The organism is Bacillus sp. 103mf, assembly GCF_900116295.1.
GTDB classification, from domain to species: Bacteria; Bacillota; Bacilli; order Bacillales; family Bacillaceae_G; genus Bacillus_A; species Bacillus_A bruguierae.
In genome coordinates this window covers 133,478-153,671 of sequence record NZ_FPAF01000006.1, presented here as the reverse complement: position 1 = coordinate 153,671, position 20,194 = coordinate 133,478, and the positions used below count along the sequence as shown (strand labels likewise).

Annotated in this window: 20 protein-coding genes; 12 read left to right on the top strand and 8 right to left on the bottom strand. The window is 36.6% G+C overall.

Going from position 1 to position 20,194, the window contains the following annotated elements; translation table 11 throughout:
• Positions 1–376: 376 nt before the first annotated feature.
• From BM350_RS16090 to BM350_RS16080, 3 genes are all read left to right on the top strand, one after another.
• On the top strand, positions 377–1,279 hold the full coding sequence (locus tag BM350_RS16090; RefSeq protein WP_090918533.1) for an ABC transporter permease subunit: 903 nt from the start codon (positions 377–379) through the stop codon (positions 1,277–1,279).
• 2 nt (positions 1,280–1,281) lie between these two features.
• Positions 1,282–2,280: an ABC transporter permease gene (locus BM350_RS16085; protein WP_090918547.1), complete on the top strand. Its 999-nt coding sequence runs from the start codon at positions 1,282–1,284 to the stop codon at positions 2,278–2,280.
• Between the two features lie 237 nt (positions 2,281–2,517).
• The gene (locus BM350_RS16080) at positions 2,518–2,718 is read left to right on the top strand and encodes a hypothetical protein (protein ID WP_090918531.1); all 201 of its coding nucleotides are present in this window, start codon (positions 2,518–2,520) and stop codon (positions 2,716–2,718) included.
• Between the two features lie 296 nt (positions 2,719–3,014).
• On the opposite strand, the gene brnQ is transcribed toward BM350_RS16080, so the two are convergent.
• From brnQ to BM350_RS16060, 4 genes are all read right to left on the bottom strand, one after another.
• On the bottom strand, positions 3,015–4,334 hold the full coding sequence (gene brnQ, locus BM350_RS16075) for a branched-chain amino acid transport system II carrier protein BrnQ2 (protein ID WP_090918529.1): 1,320 nt from the start codon (positions 4,332–4,334) through the stop codon (positions 3,015–3,017).
• Positions 4,335–4,740: 406 nt separating this feature from the next.
• The gene (cotJC, locus tag BM350_RS16070; RefSeq protein WP_090918527.1) at positions 4,741–5,310 is read right to left on the bottom strand and encodes a spore coat protein CotJC; all 570 of its coding nucleotides are present in this window, start codon (positions 5,308–5,310) and stop codon (positions 4,741–4,743) included.
• Positions 5,311–5,323: 13 nt separating this feature from the next.
• Positions 5,324–5,587, bottom strand: a complete 264-nt coding sequence (locus tag BM350_RS16065; RefSeq protein ID WP_090918545.1) for a spore coat protein CotJB — start codon at positions 5,585–5,587, stop codon at positions 5,324–5,326.
• 7 nt (positions 5,588–5,594) lie between these two features.
• Positions 5,595–5,810 carry a spore coat associated protein CotJA gene (locus BM350_RS16060; RefSeq protein ID WP_090918526.1) on the bottom strand — a complete coding sequence of 72 codons (216 nt, stop codon included), beginning with the start codon at positions 5,808–5,810 and terminating at the stop codon, positions 5,595–5,597.
• A 111-nt stretch (positions 5,811–5,921) separates the two neighbouring features.
• Here BM350_RS16060 and BM350_RS16055 point away from each other — a divergent pair, with 111 nt between their 5' ends.
• Both BM350_RS16055 and BM350_RS16050 read left to right on the top strand, forming a co-directional pair.
• Complete coding sequence (locus tag BM350_RS16055; protein ID WP_090918524.1) at positions 5,922–6,305, top strand: VOC family protein; 384 nt, start codon at positions 5,922–5,924, stop codon at positions 6,303–6,305.
• 57 nt (positions 6,306–6,362) lie between these two features.
• On the top strand, positions 6,363–7,142 hold the full coding sequence (locus BM350_RS16050) for a DUF2935 domain-containing protein (RefSeq protein WP_090918522.1): 780 nt from the start codon (positions 6,363–6,365) through the stop codon (positions 7,140–7,142).
• A 167-nt stretch (positions 7,143–7,309) separates the two neighbouring features.
• On the opposite strand, the gene BM350_RS16045 is transcribed toward BM350_RS16050, so the two are convergent.
• A complete protein-coding gene (locus BM350_RS16045) occupies positions 7,310–8,119 on the bottom strand; it encodes a non-homologous end joining protein Ku (RefSeq protein ID WP_090918521.1) in 810 nt (269 codons plus the stop codon).
• A gap of 373 nt (positions 8,120–8,492) precedes the next feature.
• Here BM350_RS16045 and BM350_RS16040 point away from each other — a divergent pair, with 373 nt between their 5' ends.
• The 4 genes from BM350_RS16040 to BM350_RS16025 all read left to right on the top strand — a co-directional run bounded on the left by BM350_RS16040 (position 8,493) and on the right by BM350_RS16025 (position 12,465).
• Positions 8,493–8,771, top strand: coding sequence for a YkvA family protein (locus BM350_RS16040; protein WP_090918519.1), 279 nt, complete (start codon positions 8,493–8,495; stop codon positions 8,769–8,771).
• 11 nt (positions 8,772–8,782) lie between these two features.
• Complete coding sequence (locus BM350_RS16035) at positions 8,783–9,385, top strand: DedA family protein (RefSeq protein ID WP_090918517.1); 603 nt, start codon at positions 8,783–8,785, stop codon at positions 9,383–9,385.
• 142 nt (positions 9,386–9,527) lie between these two features.
• Positions 9,528–11,996: a LamG-like jellyroll fold domain-containing protein gene (locus BM350_RS16030; RefSeq protein ID WP_139207733.1), complete on the top strand. Its 2,469-nt coding sequence runs from the start codon at positions 9,528–9,530 to the stop codon at positions 11,994–11,996.
• Between the two features lie 268 nt (positions 11,997–12,264).
• The gene (locus BM350_RS16025; RefSeq protein ID WP_090918513.1) at positions 12,265–12,465 is read left to right on the top strand and encodes a hypothetical protein; all 201 of its coding nucleotides are present in this window, start codon (positions 12,265–12,267) and stop codon (positions 12,463–12,465) included.
• Positions 12,466–12,512: 47 nt separating this feature from the next.
• On the opposite strand, the gene BM350_RS16020 is transcribed toward BM350_RS16025, so the two are convergent.
• Positions 12,513–13,916, bottom strand: a complete 1,404-nt coding sequence (locus BM350_RS16020; protein WP_090918511.1) for a branched-chain amino acid transporter BcaP — start codon at positions 13,914–13,916, stop codon at positions 12,513–12,515.
• Positions 13,917–14,187: 271 nt separating this feature from the next.
• Here BM350_RS16020 and BM350_RS16015 point away from each other — a divergent pair, with 271 nt between their 5' ends.
• Positions 14,188–15,342: a cation:proton antiporter gene (locus BM350_RS16015; protein WP_090918510.1), complete on the top strand. Its 1,155-nt coding sequence runs from the start codon at positions 14,188–14,190 to the stop codon at positions 15,340–15,342.
• Positions 15,343–15,507: 165 nt separating this feature from the next.
• On the opposite strand, the gene BM350_RS16010 is transcribed toward BM350_RS16015, so the two are convergent.
• A complete protein-coding gene (locus BM350_RS16010; protein WP_090918508.1) occupies positions 15,508–16,413 on the bottom strand; it encodes a DMT family transporter in 906 nt (301 codons plus the stop codon).
• Between the two features lie 271 nt (positions 16,414–16,684).
• Between BM350_RS16010 and BM350_RS16005 the strand changes: the two genes are divergently transcribed.
• Both BM350_RS16005 and BM350_RS16000 read left to right on the top strand, forming a co-directional pair.
• Entirely contained in the window at positions 16,685–17,140 is a 456-nt protein-coding gene (locus tag BM350_RS16005; protein ID WP_090918506.1) for an Lrp/AsnC family transcriptional regulator, read from the top strand.
• Between the two features lie 325 nt (positions 17,141–17,465).
• Positions 17,466–18,263: a phosphotransferase gene (locus tag BM350_RS16000; RefSeq protein ID WP_090918504.1), complete on the top strand. Its 798-nt coding sequence runs from the start codon at positions 17,466–17,468 to the stop codon at positions 18,261–18,263.
• Positions 18,264–18,380: 117 nt separating this feature from the next.
• On the opposite strand, the gene BM350_RS15995 is transcribed toward BM350_RS16000, so the two are convergent.
• Positions 18,381–20,114 carry an SgrR family transcriptional regulator gene (locus tag BM350_RS15995; RefSeq protein ID WP_090918503.1) on the bottom strand — a complete coding sequence of 578 codons (1,734 nt, stop codon included), beginning with the start codon at positions 20,112–20,114 and terminating at the stop codon, positions 18,381–18,383.
• Positions 20,115–20,194 lie beyond the last annotated feature (80 nt).

The following is a 20,194-nucleotide window of genomic DNA, read 5'->3' as shown; positions in this document are numbered from 1 at the left end:
TTGTCTCTGTAACTCTTAGTATAAGGGGGAGACTAAATCTGACAAAGTGTTTTATCTTACAATAGTATTACATTTTTGTAAGGTTTAAATTAAGAGATGTAGGATTAAGCGTGAAATAAAAAAAGCCAAGGCCTCTTTTTTTACGTGGGTGAGAGCAACCGGCCATGCATAGAAGCGGTCAGGGCCTTCTTCTGCCACGTGCAAGATTTAAAACAAAGAGAGAAAACAAGAGCGGGGCATGTTTCGTTCTGCATAGCAGCGAATTATAGTGAGGGTTCTTCATAGAGAAACAAAATAAATTAATAATTAACAGAAAATATTTACAATTTAGAAAACGTTTTATAAAATGGGGAAAAAGGATTGGGGTCGGAAAAATATGGCAAAGAGGGTGTTTATAAATAGTTCGGAAGTCATTGTGCAATTTTTCTTATCGGTGATCGGAATTATTTGTGTAGGAGCATTACCTGGTTTGTTTCAAGGCCTAAAAGTAGATTTTCATAAATATATAGAAACGATTAAGATGGTATGCAATAGTCTACTGCATCTATCATCGATGACGTATATGCCAGTTAGTAATAGTGCAAGACCAACACCAAAACCACTATTTCCACAACTATTTATCCACTATAAAGAAACGATGATTATTTTTTTAGCAGCTTTTTTTATTTCACTTTTGATTGCCTTTTTAATTGTCTATATCGTTTTACGAAGTAATGCTAATGTTCAGAAGAAAATTAAATCATTTTTACTCTTTCTTGAATCTATTCCAGATATTCTTCTTATTATTGGCTCACAGCTTTTCGTCATTTGGATTTTTAAACAAACAGGTATTTTAGCTGTAAGTATTTCAGGGGTAGGGGAGCAATCCGTTCGAGGATTACCCATTATTTGTTTAAGTGTACCGACAACGATTATGTTTGTGAAACTAGTCTTATTGCGTTTTGAAACAGAACTTGAAAAAGATTATGTTCTATTTGCAAAGGCAAAAGGGCTGGATAAGCTTTATATTTTAAATCATCATGTTTTACGTAATGTGTTATTAAGTACGCTCTTTTTTACAAAAACAAACATTTGGTTTATGTTATCCAATTTGTACATTATTGAATGGATGTTTAATACATACGGCATGTTTGTATTTGTAAGAGTAGCTGCTGATACGCATTTTGCAACAGGTATTCCTCTGTTTACAGTGAGTTTGCTGCTGCTTTATGTACCTATTTTTATTATTTTTAAGCTGTTTCATTATTTTGTTCCAAATGCAATGAAAGAGAGGGTTTAATGATGTGGCAACATTTGAAACGTGATAAGCGCTTTTGGATTAGTAGTGCATTCATTACTATATTTCTTTTGTTAAGCATTGGAAATACAATTTTTAATGATGGGCATATTCGGAAGGTGTCCATTCAGTTTAATAAAGATGGAATACCAGAAGTACCCCCATTTCCACCCTCGTTTCAGTTTTTACTTGGAACAGATGGAAAGGGATTTGATTTACTAAACTTAGTAATTGAAGGGGCAAAATGGACAATTGGAGTTTCGATACTGATCGCATTGTTACGTATTGTATTTGGAGTTTGTTTCGGTGTTTGTCTCGGTATGTACGTAAAGAGAGGATTTCCAAAATTAGAAGCTTTTTTTGATAGTTTCACAATTATTCCGATGGTTATGATTGCAGCTTTTTTATTAAAACATGCGATTAAATTTGAGAATGGCGAAGAAATGTCAACTTTTTTTGAACGAGCTTCGTTTGAAATCATTTTATTAACGGCGCTCGCAGTTCCGACCCTTTCTTTGTACGTTGCTAATGAAATACGTAAGGTATTAACAGAAGAATTTATTGATGCTGCTAAAATTTTAGGAGGAAGTAAACGACATCTTCTTATAAAACACGTGTTTCCGCATTTGTACCCAACTTTCGTCATTGTATTTATGCAGCAATTTGTCCAGACACTTATCATCTTATTGCACCTCGGTTTATTAGATTTATTCTTTGGGGGAACGGTAAAGTTTTATGGAGGAGAGACTGATTCTTTTACTCATGAATGGTCAGGATTAATTGGGGTATACTTTCGTTCTTTATCAGTGCATCCATGGATTCCGCTTGTACCGATTACCTGTTTTGGATTAACCATTTTTTCAGGGAATGTGATTGTAAAATGTATACAGGATGCGGTGGCGAAAGCAAAGCTAGGAGAGAGAAGAGAACTGGAAGAAATAGAGACGACACAATCTATAACGCAAACGAAGGAAGAATTGTTTGTGTTTAAGCATACGATGTGAAGAACTTAAAACTCTAAAAAACCTTTTTTAGGTGGGCGAGAGAGACTGGCCGTGCGTAGAAGCGGTCAGGGCCTATTTTTGCCACGTACATGGCTTTAAAACAAATGTAGGAAATGAGAGCAGGAGATGTTTTGTTTTGCGTAGCAGTGACTTATATGTTAAAGGTAAAATAAAAAGACTAGGTGTTGATTTGGAATAAAGTTTGATACTTTATTTACACAGAAAGGAACATTAGGTATGAAAAAGTCAGGAGAAGCTAAAGGTTTAATAGATAGTTTAATACCAATGGGAATAATTTTTGGTTGTGCTATCGGTGTAATTTTTGGCATGTTTTTCAAACCAATCTTTCTAGTATTTACAGTTAGTTTAGGAACTGGAATAGGCTATTTATTTGGAGTTATTGCTTTTGGAATTTATAGCAAGAAAGAGAAATCATAGTTTGAGAATATGAATACCGGTGTAATTATTGTGGGGATAGGGTCCGTTATTATTATTGACGGAAAAAGAGAAGTAAGGGGCTTGAAAAACAATAACTTATGAGCGATTGTTGAGGATCAATAGTAGAAAATGATCAAACTTTTTTATGAAAGTTGAACAATACTTTACAAAGAAAGAACCCATTTTGAACAATCTTTTTCAAAGTGGGTTCTTTTAATTTAACGTAAAATTCGGATTTGCGAGGTGTTATTAGAGCAACCCTTAATTTAAAGCTATACTAGGGCCCCCTAGTCTTCTTATTTTGCAGAAACTTCACCTTCAGCTTGTGATTGCGGAATAAAGTAACCGACAATACCGCCGATAATCGCTGGAACGATCCAGCCAATTCCTAGTTTGTAAAATGGAATTGCACTTGCAAGGGATGTAATGGCAGATGGTATCATGCCGATGTTATCAAGTGCATGAATGCAGCTTATAATAAAGGCCGCAATCATTGCGCCGATATACACACTAGGTTTTCTTTTCGTATATTTATCAATAAACGATACGAAAATTAAGATAATTGTAATCGGATAAAGGATGATTAATACCGGTAGTGTCAGTTTAATTAATATGCTTAATCCTAAGTTAGAAATGATAAAGCTAAAAATACAAACCCACAATACAAGTTTTTTGTATGAGACATTTGTTAATACGTTTGAAAAGTAGTTTGCAAATGCACTAACAACACCAATTGCTGTCGTTAAACAAGCGAAAATAATGGCTAGGCTTAATAGTATGTTGCCGCTTGTCCCAAATAATTGGTACATAATCGTCGCTAATAGTTGGCCACCGTTTTCGAATTGTCCAAGGTGCCCGTTTGATGCGCCAATATAACCTAATGCAAAATAAATGACTGTTAAAAATAAAGCTGCAATACTTCCGCATATAATCGTATATTTTGTAATTGCCTTTTTATCATTTACTCCATTTTGACGAATCGCATTTACAACAATGTTAGATAATACAAGTGCTCCAATCGCATCTAATGTTAAAAAGCCTTCTAAGAAACCTTTGAAAAATGGAATTTCTTTGTAGTCACCAACAGGAGTAGCGAACGAGCTTGTTGGTGAAAGAATTGCTTTTGTTGCCATAACCGCAATAATAATGAGTAAAATAGGTGTTAAAATTTTTCCGATGTGATCCACTAGTTTGGAAGGATTTAACGATAGGAAGTAGGTAATCGTAAAGAAAATTCCTGTAAAGAGCAACATAGAATACCAGTGATCTTGAAAAAGCGGTGCAATTCCGATTTCGTATGAAACAGATCCTGTACGCGGGATAACGAAAAGCGGTCCAATCGAAAGGTAAATAATGATGGCAAAAATCGTTGCGAATTTTGGATGAACACGGCTTGCAAGGGTTTTGAAGCTACCTCCTGCTAATGCAACTGCAACAATTGCTAATAGTGATAAACCAACATCGGTAATTACAAATCCTGCGATAGACACCCACATATTCTCACCGGATGAAAGGCCAAGCAGGGGCGGAAAAATCATATTACCAGCACCAAAGAAAATCGCAAATAGCAGTAAGCTAATCGAGAGGATTTGGGATGGTTTTAAAGTTGTACGCATTCTATAGAAGTCCTCCTAGATTTTTTTGTCGAAAATTCAAATAATTTGTCGAATTGATGTTTTTATTTTAATGGTCTGATGATTAGAAAGCAACAGGTAATTATTAAAAAATTAATAATTGACTCACTAAGTTGAATAATCATTCTAAGGAAAGGAAGAAGATTTTGGGATTGTTTATTGGAAGATCAACTATATAAGTAGAAATTGAAACAATGAAATAAAAACCCTTTTCTTTTTAGGAGGGCGAGAGCAACTGGCCATGCATAGAAGTCGGTGCCTTTTTCTGCTGCGTGCGATGAGGGGAAAACAAGCAGAGCTGAAGAATGAAGAAGTGTAATTTGATAAATTATTTAAAGCGAATAGCAAAATATAATGCACATACTGATTACAGTATGTGCATTATATTTTAAAAGTATATTTGCCGATCTCGTTCTTCTTTTAATATTTCGACCGCTTCTCGAAAGCGCTGGGAGTGAACAATTTCGCGTTCTCGTAGAAAACGTAACCCATCGTTTAAATCGGGATCGTCGGACATATTAATGAGCCATTGGTATGTTGCTCTTGCTTTTTCTTCTGCCGCGATGTCTTCGTATAAATCTGCAATTGGGTCTCCTTTTGCTTGTATGTAGGTTGCTGTGAAAGGGACGCCTGCAGCATTGTGATAGAAAATGGCGCTATCGTGATCAGCGTAGTGAGCATCAAGACCAGCGGCTACCATTTGGTCAGGTGTGGCATCTTTTGTTAATTTATATACCATTGTCGCAATCATCTCAAGATGTGCAAACTCTTCCGTTCCGATGTCTGTTAATAAACCAATAACTGTGTCTGGAATGGTGTAGCGCTGATTTAAGTAGCGCAGTGCAGCAGCTAATTCGCCGTCGGCACCGCCGTATTGTTCAATTAAAAATTTTGCGAGTTTTGGGTTGCAAGTACTTACTTTTACAGGATATTGTAATTTTTTTTCATATATCCACATATTTTCCCCACCTTTACATTTGCCATGGCCAAGGTCCTTTATTCCATTCCCAAGGAGCTTTTGAATAACTATTTCCAAACTGTTGAAGCGGTCCGTATTTTTCTTCAATTTGCTGTTTTAATAGTCTGCGTTTATAGGAAAAATCATTAAATTGTTTAATGGATGCAACGTCATCAGGATGGGTATCTAAATAGAGGGTGAGTTCTACGAGTACAAAATCGAGTTCCTGCATTTCTTCCATCCATTTATAAAATTCATTAGGAAGTGGTTGCGTCATAATAGCCTCACCGTCCTTTTTTGTAAGGATTTTCATAATAGTCATATAAAGCAGGCCACAGTGTCCCTTTCTTTAGTGCTTCACTTGGAGAAAATTGCGGTAAGTTTGGCGGCTGAAATCCCATATATAAATGCGGCGGGGTGAAATAGTATTTCTTTCCAATTGGTGGACATGGGTCTTGCGGACTGTGATACGGTGTGTATGACTTCACAGATTTATCCAACCTAGACACCTCCTTTGGAAAACATCGCTATTATGTATTGTATTCAAACATAATTATCGTTTATGACTCATATACAAAAACTAATGGGTGAGAGAAGAGAAGGAGGATAAGATGGGACATTCTGTTGTGTTAGAGGTGAGAGATTTAAAGAAAACATTATACTTTTATGAAGGTATATTAGGTTTTCGGCCAAGTAGAGAAAGGCCCCAATTAGATGTACCTGGGGTGTGGTACGATGCAGGGGAAATGCGGATTTGCTGTGTTCTAAATAGGGACAAAGAAGCTACTCAGTGTGAGAAAATTTTTCCGGAAATCGAAGTAAATATACAATCGCATGATGCGGAGAAGTTACTGAAAAAGTTAGGTTACTATCAAGTCATATACACAGAACTAGAAGATTATATAGAGAAGAAAAAAGTGATATCTATATATGATCCTGACGGGCATATAATTCAGTTGCAATCACAATATGAGAGTGGGGATTCCTTATCATAGGCAAAAGGTGTATGAATATATATAACAAGAAACGTCCATTGTGAGGAGGGAAATATGATGGATCGAGCTTATGAAGAAAATGCATTATTCGAGCATCGGTTTTGGTTAAGGATTTTGGAAGATCATGCTCATTTTATAACGGATGCTTTAGCTCCTAAAGAAAAAGAAGAAATCGAGCGAGCAATGTATTTTATACAAAAGTTTGATGAATTGAAAAAGAAAATTGGAACTACTGACTTAATTGCACTTGCAAAAGAGGCAAATGAAGCGGCAAATGAAATAAGAAAGTTTAAATTGCATATTTTACATAAACAATTAGAAGGGAAAATTTCTATTCATTTAACACCGACATTTCTTAATCACATGGTTAATGAAGTCGAAGAATACATAACGATACTGAAATATTTAATGGAAGGGAAAGAGCCCCCTCTTTTTCACGAATTACACCATCATCTTCTTTGGTTAATAGATGCAGCCGGTCATGCAGAAGCCATGTCTACCGGATTAGATTCTGTCGAAAAACGTTTAAAAGAAAAAAGTGAAGAATATGAAAAGCATTTTGAACAATTATATTTAAAAGCTGTTGAAATGGCTGGTTATTTACGGACAGAATTAGTATCTTTCCCTGCTTTAAAGAAGTTCACAAAAGATGTTTCGCTGGAAATTACTTTATTTTCGCGTTTTCTTCAGGAACTAGAAGAATTAGAGTTATCGGGACAAATGCTAAGCTCGCTTTCGGGGAGAATGCCAGATCATATGGCAAGGGAAGAGTGCTATTATTTATTAAAGCTTGCACAATCTTCAGGAATTAAGATTCCAAATTGCAAACCCTTTTAGGGAAATGAAAGGCCAGTTTATCCCACTATTCGTGGGCAGTAAGACCCCCACCTCAAGATTTAGAGAGAAGCGAAGAAGATAGGTGGGGGACAACTGTCCGTAAAAGCCCGATTGGGCAGGCTTTCCATCAGTGGGGTATGAAGCCCCCCACTGATGGAAGTTTCACTTTATTTGGCCTTTCGTTTTTGTAGTTTCGTTTTTTGTTTGGTTTGTTCAATACTGGCGTTTAATGTTTCCATAATGTCTACAATGTTTTTGGAAGGGAAAATTGTTTCTGTTTTTTCATCATGTTCTATTTTTTCTTCAATGAGATCAAGGAGAGCTTCTCGATATTCGTCTGTATATTCTTCTGGTGTAAACGGAGTGGTAAGATGATGAATCAGGTTCATTGCTGCAACAAGTTCTTGTTTTTGGATGGGGATTTCTTCGTGTTTCGGTAGATTTGGAATGTTTTCAACTTTTCGGATTTCATCGGAATAGTGAACGGTTTGTAGCAGTAGACCTTGACCAAAATTGCGGACAATTGCTAAATGCTGCTTTTTACGAAGAGATATATGTACAAGACCTAACTTATTCGTTCGATCAAGAGCCTCTTTTAATAATAAATATGCTTTTTCTGACCCAGTAGTAGGACCAACAAAGTAGGAACGATCGAAAAAAATAGGATCTATTTCGTCACTTTGAATAAAGGAAAGAAAGTGTATTGCTCGTAATTCGTGGGTTCGTTTTAAGTTCTCTAATTCTTTCTCATCTAAAATAATGTATTTATGAGGTTCGTATTCGTAAGCTTTCACAATATCCGTTTCCTCTACTTCTTCATCTAAACAATTGGGGGCGATTTTTTTATATTTAATAGGAGTAAGACAATCTTTATGAAGATGTAATAACTTAATATCTTTTTCTTCTACTGCACTATACAATTTAATCCCAATTTTGAGTAATCCAAATGAGAGAGAGCCTTTCCAAATTGTATACAAAAGAATATCCTCCTTTACACAAAATCATTTATAAAGAAAATGAATATGTTTAGTATGTTAGTAATGAGGGGTTCCTATACAGAGACTTCTTGTTATGAGCTGTTAGGGCTATTAGTTAATGCATGAAACGTTGACTTTTTATATGAAATCTTTTAACATAGCGGTATAAAACATGTATATAAAGGGGAGTAGCTCTTGCAGCAAAGTCGTCATTACAGGGAGAAACCCTCGGCTTTGTTGGCAACAATCGTGTTGTTAGTGAGACCTTTACCAATCATGGTAAGGGCCCCTTATTGTCTTTTTAGGACCTTTATCATTTCGGTAAAGGTCCTTTTTGTATGCAGGAATAGGAGAACGAGAGAGGAGAAGGAATATGAGAAAATTGTGGAAAAGAGTACGTCTAATCTTTCAAGTACGTAAATTCATTCCGTTTTTAGGTGAATTCTTTATATCGAAGGATGTTGAATTGAAGAAGAAAATGCTTTCTATCTTATTCTTATGTGGATATGTCATGTTTCCGTTTGACATCATTCCAGATTTTTTATTGTTTTTTGGTGTGCTAGATGATGTAGCGGTAATTTTGTTTATTTTGCAACGCATTGTGAAGATGGCTCCTGTTCATTTACAGGATAAGTATGGACTAATAGAGTAGGAGAAAGATAGATGGAACAACTGATTTTAGATTTTATTAATTACTTAAAACAATTTTCTTATTTAGGTGTTGTTTTAGCTTTAACGTTTGAGTTTGTCCCAGCTGAAGTTGTATTGCCGCTCGTTGGCTATTGGGTATATGAAGGTGATATGAATTTTTGGATTGCCGTTTTAGCGGGTACAATTGGAGGAACGACAGGACCGTTAACATTGTATGCTTTAGGATATTACGGAGGCCGTCCTCTATTAATAAAATATGGAAAGTATTTCTTTATTAAAGAAGAACAAATTCAAAAAGCAGATCATTTCTTTGCGAAATATGGTCCAGTGGTGGCATTTACAGGGCGATTTGTTCCAGGTGTACGTACACTGGTTTCGATTCCGTGCGGTATGGCGAAAATGAATATTTGGCAGTTTATGATCTACACATTTGTTGCGATGTTCCCATTAACGGCACTTTATATTTATGTCGGAATGAAACTGGGCCCGCATTGGCACAAGGCTGGTGCTATGGTGGAGCAGTATATGCTGCCGATGTTAGGGGTTATCGCTGTTTTCTTAATTGGGTTTGTGATGTACAAGTTGATTAAGAAGAAAAGTCGAAGAGAATGTTGATAAGAAAACCGCCTTATTTTGGCGGTTTTTTTACTTTGTTTTACAATTTTTTAACATTTTTTACCTTTAATTTATACTAGTTTAATAACGTTTCGCTAAAATATTCTTGTATTTTACAATATATGCGAGGAGGATTTTTGTGATCAAAAGAACGTTGTGTAAAGTGAAAGGTCTTATTGGTTTTTTAGCAGTTTTCTTTTTAGTATTTACATCTTTTTCTTGGACTAGTTTCGCGGAAACAAAAGAAGAAAAAACAGAGAAAGAATCGTCAGAGAAGAAGCTTGTTTTTCCAGTGTTAAGTGATGTGCACATTAAAAATAGTGGAACGGATGATACGTTTCGTTTTCAAAGAGCGCTGCAGCAATTAAACGCAGTAGCTCCAAACCAAGATGCCTTTGTAGTTGTTGGTGATTTTACAGACAGTGGCTCGACGCAGCAGTATGATCGTTTCTTCCAAACTTATAAGCAATATGGAAACCAAAATGCAACTGCTATGTATGCTTTAGGTAACCATGATTATTGGAACGGATTAGCTGCACATGATGCGCAAAAACGTTTTCTGAAAAAAACAGGAATGGAATCTATCTATTATCACAAAGTTGTAAAGGGCTATCATTTTCTTGTGATGAGTCCGGAAAATGGAGTGACACATGGATATTATTCAGATACACAAATTAATTGGTTGAAACAGGAATTAGTAAAAGCGAAGCAAGCTGATCCAAGTAAGCCAATCTTTGTCTTTTTACATCAGCATATTAAAGGAACAGTGTACGGGAGTCATGAATGGGGGACAAATGATAGTGCCAAAATTAATGAAGTCTTAAAAGAGTATCCACAAGCTGTAACGTTTTCTGGTCATTCTCATTATCCACTTGATGATCCAAGGTCAATTCACCAAAAAGATTTTACGTCTGTTGGGACATCATCAGTTAGTTATATGGAAATAGAAAAGGGAAAAGTACAAGGAAATATTCCGCCGGGAGCTGAAACATTAAGCCAAGGCTTATTGGTAGAAGTTGACGATCAAAAAGTGACGATTCATCGCCGTGATTTTCATAATAACTCTTGGACAGGTGAGCCGTGGGTAGTTGAACTTCCAGCAAAGAAAGAATCTTTCAAGTATACAGAAGATCGCGATAAGGAAAAGCCGGCATTTTTACAGGATGTAAAGCTGAAACTTTCGAATATAACAGAGACATCGGTGACAGCGACATTTCCACAAGCTGTAGATAATTTACTCGTTCACTCATACCGTTTGCAAGCAAAAGAGAAAGCAACAGGAAAGGTGAAAAATCAGCTTTTAGTCTTTTCTGAGTTTTACCGGGATCCGGTGCCTAAAGAGTTGACATTTACATTAGGTGGACTAGATATTAATACGGAATATAACATAGAAGTAACACCATTAGATTCATTTGGAAATGAAAGTAGTGCTCCTTTGCGTGAAGAATTTGAAACGAATACAGAAGTAATCGATCCGAATGCGAAAGTACCGAAAGCAGATGTATTCGATGTGAACTTTTTAGATGGTACTTTTAAAGACTATTCATCGTTTGGTGCAAATGGAAGTGTAAAAGGAAATGTAGCAATTGAGTATGAGAAACCTTTAAAGAAACACGTAATGAAATTAAGTGGGCAGGATAATACATATGGATATATTCCATTTTCAAATGAGCAAAAAGAAAAGGTAAAGGATTCCTTTACACTTGAAGCAGCGTTTTCTATGAATCAAATTCGTAATCAAGCAATTATGGAAAATACCGAAAGCGGTGGAATTGGATTTGAGTCAACAGGTTCTGGTTATGTAGAATTATGGGCACATATTGATGGCAGTTATAAACATATTGGTGTACAGCTAGAAGCTAATAAAACATACCATCTAACAGGAACATATAATGGGAGTGAACTTGCATTATATGTAGATGGGAAAAAAGTAAATAGTCAGCGAGTAACAGGGAAAGTGTATCATCCAAACGTACCATTTGCGATTGGAGCAGATCCAACAAGCGCTGGTAATGGTAATGTTCCGTTAAATGGAAAAGTTGCACTTGCAAGACTATATAGTAAGGCGTTAACGCCTTCTGAAGTGAAAGCAGCTTATAATGAGTTTCATAATCGGATAAAAATAGAAGAGATCCAAAACTTATATGAAGAAATAAATAAGGTAAAAGAAACATTGGCAGGTACTTACGAATTTGGAGAGAAACCTGGTCAATATTCACAACAAGCGTTTGCTGAATTACAAAAAGCATATAACGGTGCAAAAGAAACGTTTGAAAGAATGACGGTAACAAAAGAAGAAATCGTTGCAATGTATCAATCATTACAAACGGCACATCAAACCTTTTTAAATTCTAAAGTGGCAGAAGAAAAGCCACAAACGGCGAAAGAACAGCTTCAAGTAAAGATTAATGGAGCAAAAGATTTCTTAACAAAGATACAAGTAGGAACAGAGGTAGGGCAATACAAGCATGAACCAGTGAAAGCATTAGAGCAAAAAATACAAGTAGCCGAAGCAGTTGTACGTGATCAAAAAATGACGGATCAACGTACAGATAGTATGCAACGTGCATTAGAGGATGCCATAGGGCTTGCTGAGAAAAGTATAAAGTGAAACTTCCATCGGTGGGGGGGTTCTTCATCCCCCACTGATGGTTAGTTGAACCAATCGGGCTCTTACGGGCAGTTATCCCCACCTATCTTCTTCGTTTTCTCTGAATCTTGAGGTGGGGGTCTTACTGCCCGTTAGTGCGGGATAAACAAATAGGGCGGGGAAGAGGCTTGTCATGGACAAGTCTCTTTTGCGTGAGGATCATTCGGGACTTGAGGAAGTAGAATATATGTTACAATAGAATAGAGATTGTTTAGAAGGAGCGGATGATGTGTCGAATCGAAAGATAAAACAAATTCTTGAGTATATATGGGTTGGTATCGTGCTCCTAGTCGGATATAAATTTTTGGGAGATAAAAGCCTGTGGATGCTTTTTTTAATAACCTTTGTATTAGGAGGACTAGGAGCATTATTTATTAACTTTTTCTTTGATAGTATGGAATCTTGGAAAAAGAAGAAAGAACAGAAGTAATGGTGGAAAACGTAAACAAGCTCGCTAAGGATAGCGAGCTTGTTTTTTTACGCTTCTTTTTTTTCGTCGTTTTGCTTCGAAAGGACTAAGTGACTGTTTCGCTTTGAGTAGAAAAAGTATACACATAAACCAATTGTTAGCCATATTCCAAAGCTAATCCACGTTTCTTTTGAAAGGTTGAACATCAAGTATAGACAACAGCAAATTGCAATGATTGGTAAAATAGGGACAAATGGGACTCGAAATGCTCGCGGTAAGTCTGGGTGTGTTTTTCGTAGAATCAATACTGCAAAGCAAACAAACGTGAATGCTGTTAATGTACCGATACTTACAAGGTTTGCAAGCATGTGTAAATCTAATAAACCAGCAAGCACCGCAGCGCCAATCCCCATAATCCATGTGTTTACTAAAGGAATTTTAAATTTTTGATTTACGCGAGATAGTGCTTTTGGCAGTAATCCATCGCGACTCATTGCATAGGAGACGCGTACTTGTCCATACATAACGACAAGAATAACAGTTGTCATCCCTGTCATTGCTCCTACAGCTAGGAAACTAGCAACTGTATCTTCACCAACAAACCTAAGTGCATAAGCAACAGGATCTGATACGTCTAATTGTGTGTAAGGAACCATCCCTGTTAATACAAAGGAAACAACTATGTACAATACGGTACAAATAAGAAGAGAACCGATAATTCCAATTGGCAGGTCGCGCTGCGGTTTCTTTGTTTCTTCAGCAGCAGTTGCAATAGCATCAAAGCCTAAAAAGGCAAAGAATACAGTTGCGGCTCCGGCAATAATTCCGTCGTAACCAAATGGTAGAAACGGTGTCCAGTTTTCTGGTTTTACATATTTTGCACCGGCAACGATAAAAGCAATAATGACGGCTAGTTTAATTAATACCATGATATTATTTATACGGGCGCTTTCGCGAACGCCTCTACTTAAGAGTGATGTAATAAAAAGGATAATGAGGACAGCTGGTAAATCAATGAGGCCTCCTTTTCCTATACCAGGGGCAGAAGCGATTGTAGCCGGGAGTTTGATTCCAAACCCAAGCAGTAGTGATTGTAAATAACCAGACCAACCAACGGCAACTGCAGCAACTGCGAGTAAATATTCAAGCATTAAACACCAGCCGACGATAAAAGCGACAATTTCTCCAACTGTCATATAAGCATATGTATACACGCTTCCTGAAATAGGGATAGAGGATGAAAACTCAGCATAGCAAAAAGCAACACATGCACAAGTAAAGGCAGCGATGAGAAAAGATAGCATAATAGCAGGACCAGCGTGCTTTGCAGCAACAATGCCGGTTAAAACAAAAATGCCTGTTCCAATTACAGCTCCAATGCCTAAAAAGGTTAAATCAAGGGCACTTAATGTTCGACTCAGCTGACGTGGTGCTTCGGTCGTAAGGGGTTTCTTTCGTAAAAGTGTTTTCAAATTCAAATCTCCTCTCCGTAAAATGGTGGTCTTTCTTACTCCCGCTAGAAAACGGGATAGACACAACTGCGAGGTTTCGTAGCACCTGAAAGAACGAAGTAGAGAGTCGAGGTTGTATGACATATAAATACAATGGAGAATGGTGCAGTTGTACTTTTTGGAATAAATATGTAATTTTACTTGTGAATTTATCATATTTCAGAATATTTTGTCAATAAAAACTGTAACAAATAAAACGACACATTTAAGTAAACACTACAGTAAGAAACGAATGCATTTTTACGTAGGAGAAGATAGCATGTTATTTTATTTTGAACTTGTCGTCATTTTACTTTGTACGAAACTGGCCGGTGATATTAGTGCTCGGTTTGGACAGCCATCTGTATTAGGGAAGTTAATTATCGGTATTGTGATTGGTCCGGCAATGCTTGGCATTATCAATAGCTCTGAGCTGATTGATGAATTAAGTGAAATTGGTGTATTACTTCTTATGTTTATGGCCGGGCTTGAAACAGATTTAGAGGAATTAAGCCGTAATCTTACATCATCTTTTGCTGTCGCAATAGGGGGGATTATCTTTCCGTTTGTCGGCGGATATGTTGGAGGGCTTTTATTTGGGATGGTGCAGGCGCATGCCATTTTTTTAGGGTTACTTCTTTGCGCTACTTCTGTTAGTATTTCCGTGCAAACATTAAGAGATCTTGGGAAAATGAATACAAGAGAAAGCACAACGATTTTAGGAGCAGCTGTATTTGATGACGTTATCGTTGTCATATTATTAGCATTTGTGATGAGTTTTCTCGGTGCGCAAGATGTGAATATAACGATCGTAATTGCTAAGAAAATCATCTTTTTTGTTACTATTTTTCTCATTAGCTGGAAGGCTGTTCCTTTCATTATGAAAATTTTGTCGCCGCTTCGTGTTTCAGAATCATTAATTAGCGCGGCGCTCATTATTTGTTTTTCCTTTGCTTATTACAGTGAAATGATGGGGATTGCCGGGATTATCGGAGCGTTTGCTGCCGGAATTGCCATTTCACAAACTACATATAAGCATGAAGTAGAACATAAAATTGAGCCGATTGCCTATGCCATTTTTGTTCCGATCTTTTTCGTAAGTATTGGGATGGAAATTACGTTTCACGGATTAGGGAATCAAATATGGTTCATTGTCATTATGACTGTTATTGCTATATTAACAAAATTAATCGGCTCAGGACTTGGAGCTCGGTTAACAGGATTTGATTTACGTTCATCCATTAGTATTGGAGCAGGAATGGTATCAAGAGGAGAAGTAGCACTCATTATTGCTTCAAACGGATTGACTGCCAATTTATTAGCGAAAGAGAGTTTTACATCCATTGTCATCGTTGTTATTTTGACGACAATTATTACGCCGCCATTGTTGAAGAAGTATTTTGTGTGAGAGCTGGTAAAGGCATCCATGTGCCTTTGCCAGCTCAAGTTTTTTATCGATTATCAGCGATTTTCGCAATATATCGACTGTTCTTTAGAATATATCGGCGATTTTTACAATTTATCGGCGATTCGACACGATAAAAAGACTATTCGACAATGTTTGGCATACTTCTTAATGAGTCTTTGCCAAGCGGGTCGATGTATATGAAGTGGTACTAGATTTAAAGTGTGAAAATAAGTAACAGCCACCAATCACAATCATACTTCCGACGATTTGAATCCACGTCATCTGTTCTCCTAATAAGAGAAACGCTAAAATAGCAGTGAAAATCGGGTTGAAATTCAAGAAAATACCAGCTGTAGTCCCCCCTAATTTTTGGACGCCGATATTCCAGAAAACCATACATAACACAGTTGAAATTACACCTGTGTACAGGATAGATCCTAAGAACGAAGCGTTTACATTTGAAATAGTGAAATTAGAAATATTAAAGGGAATCAATATGATAATACCAAAGATACCAGAATATAAAGTAGACATCATTGGCGTTGTCTTTTTCGTTGCCCATCTACTGCAAACAGAATAAATGCCCCATACGCATACCGCGGCCATCATCCACCAATCACCGATATTAAAATGTAAGGAAAACAGTGCATCTATTTTTCCTTTTGAAAGAACAAGCGTAACGCCAAAAAAGGAAATAATCATTGATGTGATTTGCCATATATTTATTTTTTCTTTTATAAATAGCGCCGAACAAGCAGCGATAGAAATCGTATTTAACGTAGAAATAAGTCCAACATTTGTTGCTGATGTATGCTCTAACGCCCAAAATTGAAATATGTTAAAGAAAACAACACCAGTAACTCCCATTAGAAATAAGGGAAGAATTGCCTCTTTCGGCGGGAATAGTTTCTTTTCTTTCAGCCAAACAATGGGGAAAAGGCAAATGACTGCAATGCCCCAGCGAAGAGTCGTAAGTGTCATCGGCGAAGCGTGCCCGACAAGAGATTTTCCCACAACGAAATTTCCGCCCCATAATAGGCTTGTGATAAGTAATAAAATAACATAAGGCATAATACGAGTTAGCTCCTTTTACAAGAAAGTAGGGCTTGCGCATTGCCCGTTTGATGGAAGAAAGCCACTGTGCACGGTGGTGTAATATATATACTTTAAACTATGTAAATTGTAGCATTTTTCTTGTTTGTCATATATGTTATTTTGTATAATTAATAAAATTCGAAATAATATAAAGTGATTATGCTATTTTACGAAATGTTGTTCATTTTAAGTGCGGTTGTTATGTGTTTTCGCGAATAATCGTTTGCTTTGAAAAGGGAGATTGGAAATGGAACGGTTAGATGATTTAGATGTTCAAATTTTAAATGTGCTGCAACAAGAAGGGCAGCTGAGCAATGCGGAGGTTGCAAGACGCGTTAATCTTTCACCGCCAGCTACGCACGCACGGGTGAAACGATTAGAAAACGAGGGATTTATTAATCGGCAAGTAGCTATTTTAAATCAAGAGAAACTTGGATTTGACTTATTATGCTTTATTTTTGTTAGTACAAATATTCATCAAGCAGAGAAGCTTGAAGTGTTAGAGAAAGCGATGCGCGAAATGCCGGAAGTATTGGAATGTCATTGTTTAACAGGGGAGTATGATTATATTTTAAAAGTGGTGCACCGCGATCGAAATGAATTGGAACGTTTTATTCGTAAATTAAATATGCTCGGCATTACGAGAATTCAAACGAGTTTAGCGCTAAGGGAGATTAAGTATTCTACTGTGTTGCCTTTGTAGGGAGAGATGTCTAAGCGTTATGGCTTCATCTTTCTTTACTTAATTAGTGATATTTGGTAATATCTAACTTAGAGATGTAAAGAAAGGGGAATCTATACATATGTGGAATACCTTGAAATGATTATTTAATTAGATAGAGACAGTTGCGGTTCTTGATTTTTAAGGATGCGTTTATTTGTCTATCTTAAATCATTCAAGGGACACATGGTGTGGACAATTAAATTCCCATTGCCAAGCAGATACCTTTGTATATCTGCTTTTATTTATGGGTAAAACTACATCTCTATTGACACGATCATAGAGTCCCTATATTGGGGGAATTTTAATGAAAAGTCAGTACGGTAACGAAGAAATGCTATCAGGTGGGAATGTTTCAAACGTATATCGTGCGGGAGATACTGTGCGACGAGACATAAAGGAAGATAGTTCCAAAATTCATAAGGTATTAAAGCATTTGGAGAACAAAGGTTGCAGTTACGCACCGAAGTTTTTAGGTGTTGATGAAAAAAATAGAGAGATATTATCATTTATTGAAGGAGCAGCTGGTAATTATCCTTTAAAAAAATATATGTGGTCTAATGATGCTTTAAAAGAGATAGCGAAAATGCTTCGTCTCTATCATAATGCTGTGAGTGATTTTCCAATTGAAGAAAGTTGGCAACCAATCGATAACACCCCTCAGCCATTTGAGGTGCTATGTCACAATGATTTTGCCATCTATAACATTATTTTTAATCACGAAAAGCCAGTAGGGATTATTGATTTTGATCTTGCTGCTCCTGGTCCAAGACTTTGGGATATAGCCTATACTCTTTACACTTGCGTTCCTTTAAGCAGACTTTATCATTCTGAAACAGGTGAGGCAGTTTATTATGATCCGTTAAAGGATGCCGACCGTATAAAACAAAGGGTTAAATTGTTTTTTGAATCCTATGGTATTGAAGGAATGGAAAAAGGTTTTTTAGAGATGGTATTGCTACGAGTTGAAGGCTTATGTAAAACCATGCAAAGGAAAGCTGAAGAAGGCGATATGGCGTTTCAAAAAATGATAGATGAAGGACATTTTGAACATTATCAAAAGGAACTTCAATTCATTCGTGAACATGGAAAAGAGTGGATTTAATGAAATAAGTCAAAAGTAAAGCTCAGAGTTATATAGGGACTTTGAGCTTTTTGCCATCTTAGGTATATCACTGTTTTTTAACAAAGAGAAGAAGGCGGAGCTGTTTAGCTCCGCCTCTTATGCATGCGGACGAATCCACAGTTTGGCAAAGTCTGTCCATCCGAACGAATCGATGGTGACATTTTGCAAGGCGGATGGGAAACTTCTTCTTTTTAAGACATGGTAGTAAAAGATAAGAAGATACTGGTCACTAAGAAGTTTTTCGATTTTAGATATTAAATCATATCGTTTTTCTTTACTTGGCTCTGCTATAAAGCGGTCAAGCATGCTTTCAATTTGCTTATGATAATGCGGATGTCTAAAACGATGAACAAAGCAGCTTTTATTTTTAAAGATATGTAGAAAAGCCATTTCAAGATTAGCGTCGAGCACTTCTCCTGTTAAAATGATATCAGCTTGCTTGGCAATCTCTTTGTTAAAGTAATCAGTGACTGGAAAGGGATGAAGCTGTAAACATATGCCGAGTGGTTCACATCGTTTTTGTAACCAGATTGCATCGTACTCGCTACCTTTAACCGCAAAGAAATAGATGTGTAGCGTCTCTCCGTTATATGTACTTTGTTGCAGGTATTCTTTCGCTTTCGATAAAGATGTTTCTTTATGCATTGTACGGCTTTTATCGGGAAAGAAGCTATAAGCTGGCATTGTCCGATTATCACCAAGATCTTGAATTAACGATAAGGGATCCATGATTTCTGCCCACGCTTTTCGGAAGTAGATATCATGCTGCGGGCCGTTTTTTTGAAAGTTAAATGCTGCGTATATACAGCCAATTTCTTCTGTTTCCACCGCCTTTTCTTCTTTACACCCCATGTTCGGTAATTCGTAATTTGTTCGTATTTTTGACTGCTTTGGAACAAACCAAAATTCAATCTGATCAAGGAGTGCCCGCTCTTTAAAATAATCTGGAAATGCTTCTAAAATAATATGATCTTCGGTAAGACTTTTTATTTTAAAGGGACCTGTGCCAATATACTGGTGATTTTGGATCATTACATCATGCGGTAAAATGGATAATTGCACAGAGCTTACGTAATGTAGAAAAAAGCGATTTGGTTTTCGTAAATGAAAGATAACTTGCAGAGGAGATGGATTGTCTATTTTCTCAATTCCCTCTGTTAACCAGTCAAAAGGAGATTGAACGGCCTTTAACCTTTCAAAGGAGAAGATTACATCTTTTCCTGATAATGTTTGCCCGTGATGAAAACGAACACCTTTACGCAGGTAGAATGTCCAAGTAAGTTGATCATCGCCTACTTCCCACGTATGTGCCAAATGCGGCTCAATTTCGTCCGTTTTCTCGTTATATTTCACTAATGTATCAACGAGTTGGCTAATAAGGTGACTTTCTGTTGTCACAGCTGCAAAAGCTGGATCAATGGGGAGTAATTTTCGATTATATGGAATTTTTAGCACATCATACAGATCATCTGAAGTTGTATATCCAAAATAAGTATTTAATCGTTCTTCTATTTTTTCTTTCAGTAAGAAAGGCAGCGGTTCTTTCAATAGAAGGAAAACTTCTTTTAACTTCTCATTTTTTAAAAGTTCTTCAACATGCGGCAAAATCGCTTCTGTAAATGTATGAAGAAAGTGAATTTCCGTTTTATTTCCCCGGCCTCTTCCTGGTATCCAGTCAATCAGTTTTTCTTCACTCATTTTCTTCAGTAAAATCTTCACATTTTTTGTACTACAAAATAAAATAGCAGCCAGTTCTTGGAGACTATTTTGAATATGCTGTTCATTTGGAAAGGAAAGTCTTAGCCGAATATAGTGGTCCATAATTTTCATGTTATACAGCTCCTTTTTCTAAAAGGGGAAACTCTTCAGAATATTTTAACCTTTTTCTTCCTCTTTTTCAAAGTAAAATG

What these genes read in the sequence shown, in the direction of transcription:
- BM350_RS16010 (WP_090918508.1), bottom strand. Translation starts at nt 16,413, where the DNA reads ATGCCTTATGTTATTTTATTACTTATCACAAGCCTATTATGGGGCGGA.
- BM350_RS16015 (WP_090918510.1), top strand. Translation starts at nt 14,188, where the DNA reads ATGCATTTTTACGTAGGAGAAGATAGCATGTTATTTTATTTTGAACTT.
- BM350_RS16085 (WP_090918547.1), top strand. Translation starts at nt 1,282, where the DNA reads ATGTGGCAACATTTGAAACGTGATAAGCGCTTTTGGATTAGTAGTGCA.
- BM350_RS16080 (WP_090918531.1), top strand. Translation starts at nt 2,518, where the DNA reads ATGAAAAAGTCAGGAGAAGCTAAAGGTTTAATAGATAGTTTAATACCA.
- BM350_RS16035 (WP_090918517.1), top strand. Translation starts at nt 8,783, where the DNA reads ATGGAACAACTGATTTTAGATTTTATTAATTACTTAAAACAATTTTCT.
- BM350_RS16055 (WP_090918524.1), top strand. Translation starts at nt 5,922, where the DNA reads ATGGGACATTCTGTTGTGTTAGAGGTGAGAGATTTAAAGAAAACATTA.
- BM350_RS16000 (WP_090918504.1), top strand. Translation starts at nt 17,466, where the DNA reads ATGAAAAGTCAGTACGGTAACGAAGAAATGCTATCAGGTGGGAATGTT.
- BM350_RS16005 (WP_090918506.1), top strand. Translation starts at nt 16,685, where the DNA reads ATGGAACGGTTAGATGATTTAGATGTTCAAATTTTAAATGTGCTGCAA.
- BM350_RS16090 (WP_090918533.1), top strand. Translation starts at nt 377, where the DNA reads ATGGCAAAGAGGGTGTTTATAAATAGTTCGGAAGTCATTGTGCAATTT.
- cotJC (WP_090918527.1), bottom strand. Translation starts at nt 5,310, where the DNA reads ATGTGGATATATGAAAAAAAATTACAATATCCTGTAAAAGTAAGTACT.
- BM350_RS16040 (WP_090918519.1), top strand. Translation starts at nt 8,493, where the DNA reads ATGAGAAAATTGTGGAAAAGAGTACGTCTAATCTTTCAAGTACGTAAA.
- BM350_RS16065 (WP_090918545.1), bottom strand. Translation starts at nt 5,587, where the DNA reads ATGACGCAACCACTTCCTAATGAATTTTATAAATGGATGGAAGAAATG.
- BM350_RS15995 (WP_090918503.1), bottom strand. Translation starts at nt 20,114, where the DNA reads ATGAAAATTATGGACCACTATATTCGGCTAAGACTTTCCTTTCCAAAT.
- BM350_RS16050 (WP_090918522.1), top strand. Translation starts at nt 6,363, where the DNA reads ATGGATCGAGCTTATGAAGAAAATGCATTATTCGAGCATCGGTTTTGG.
- brnQ (WP_090918529.1), bottom strand. Translation starts at nt 4,334, where the DNA reads ATGCGTACAACTTTAAAACCATCCCAAATCCTCTCGATTAGCTTACTG.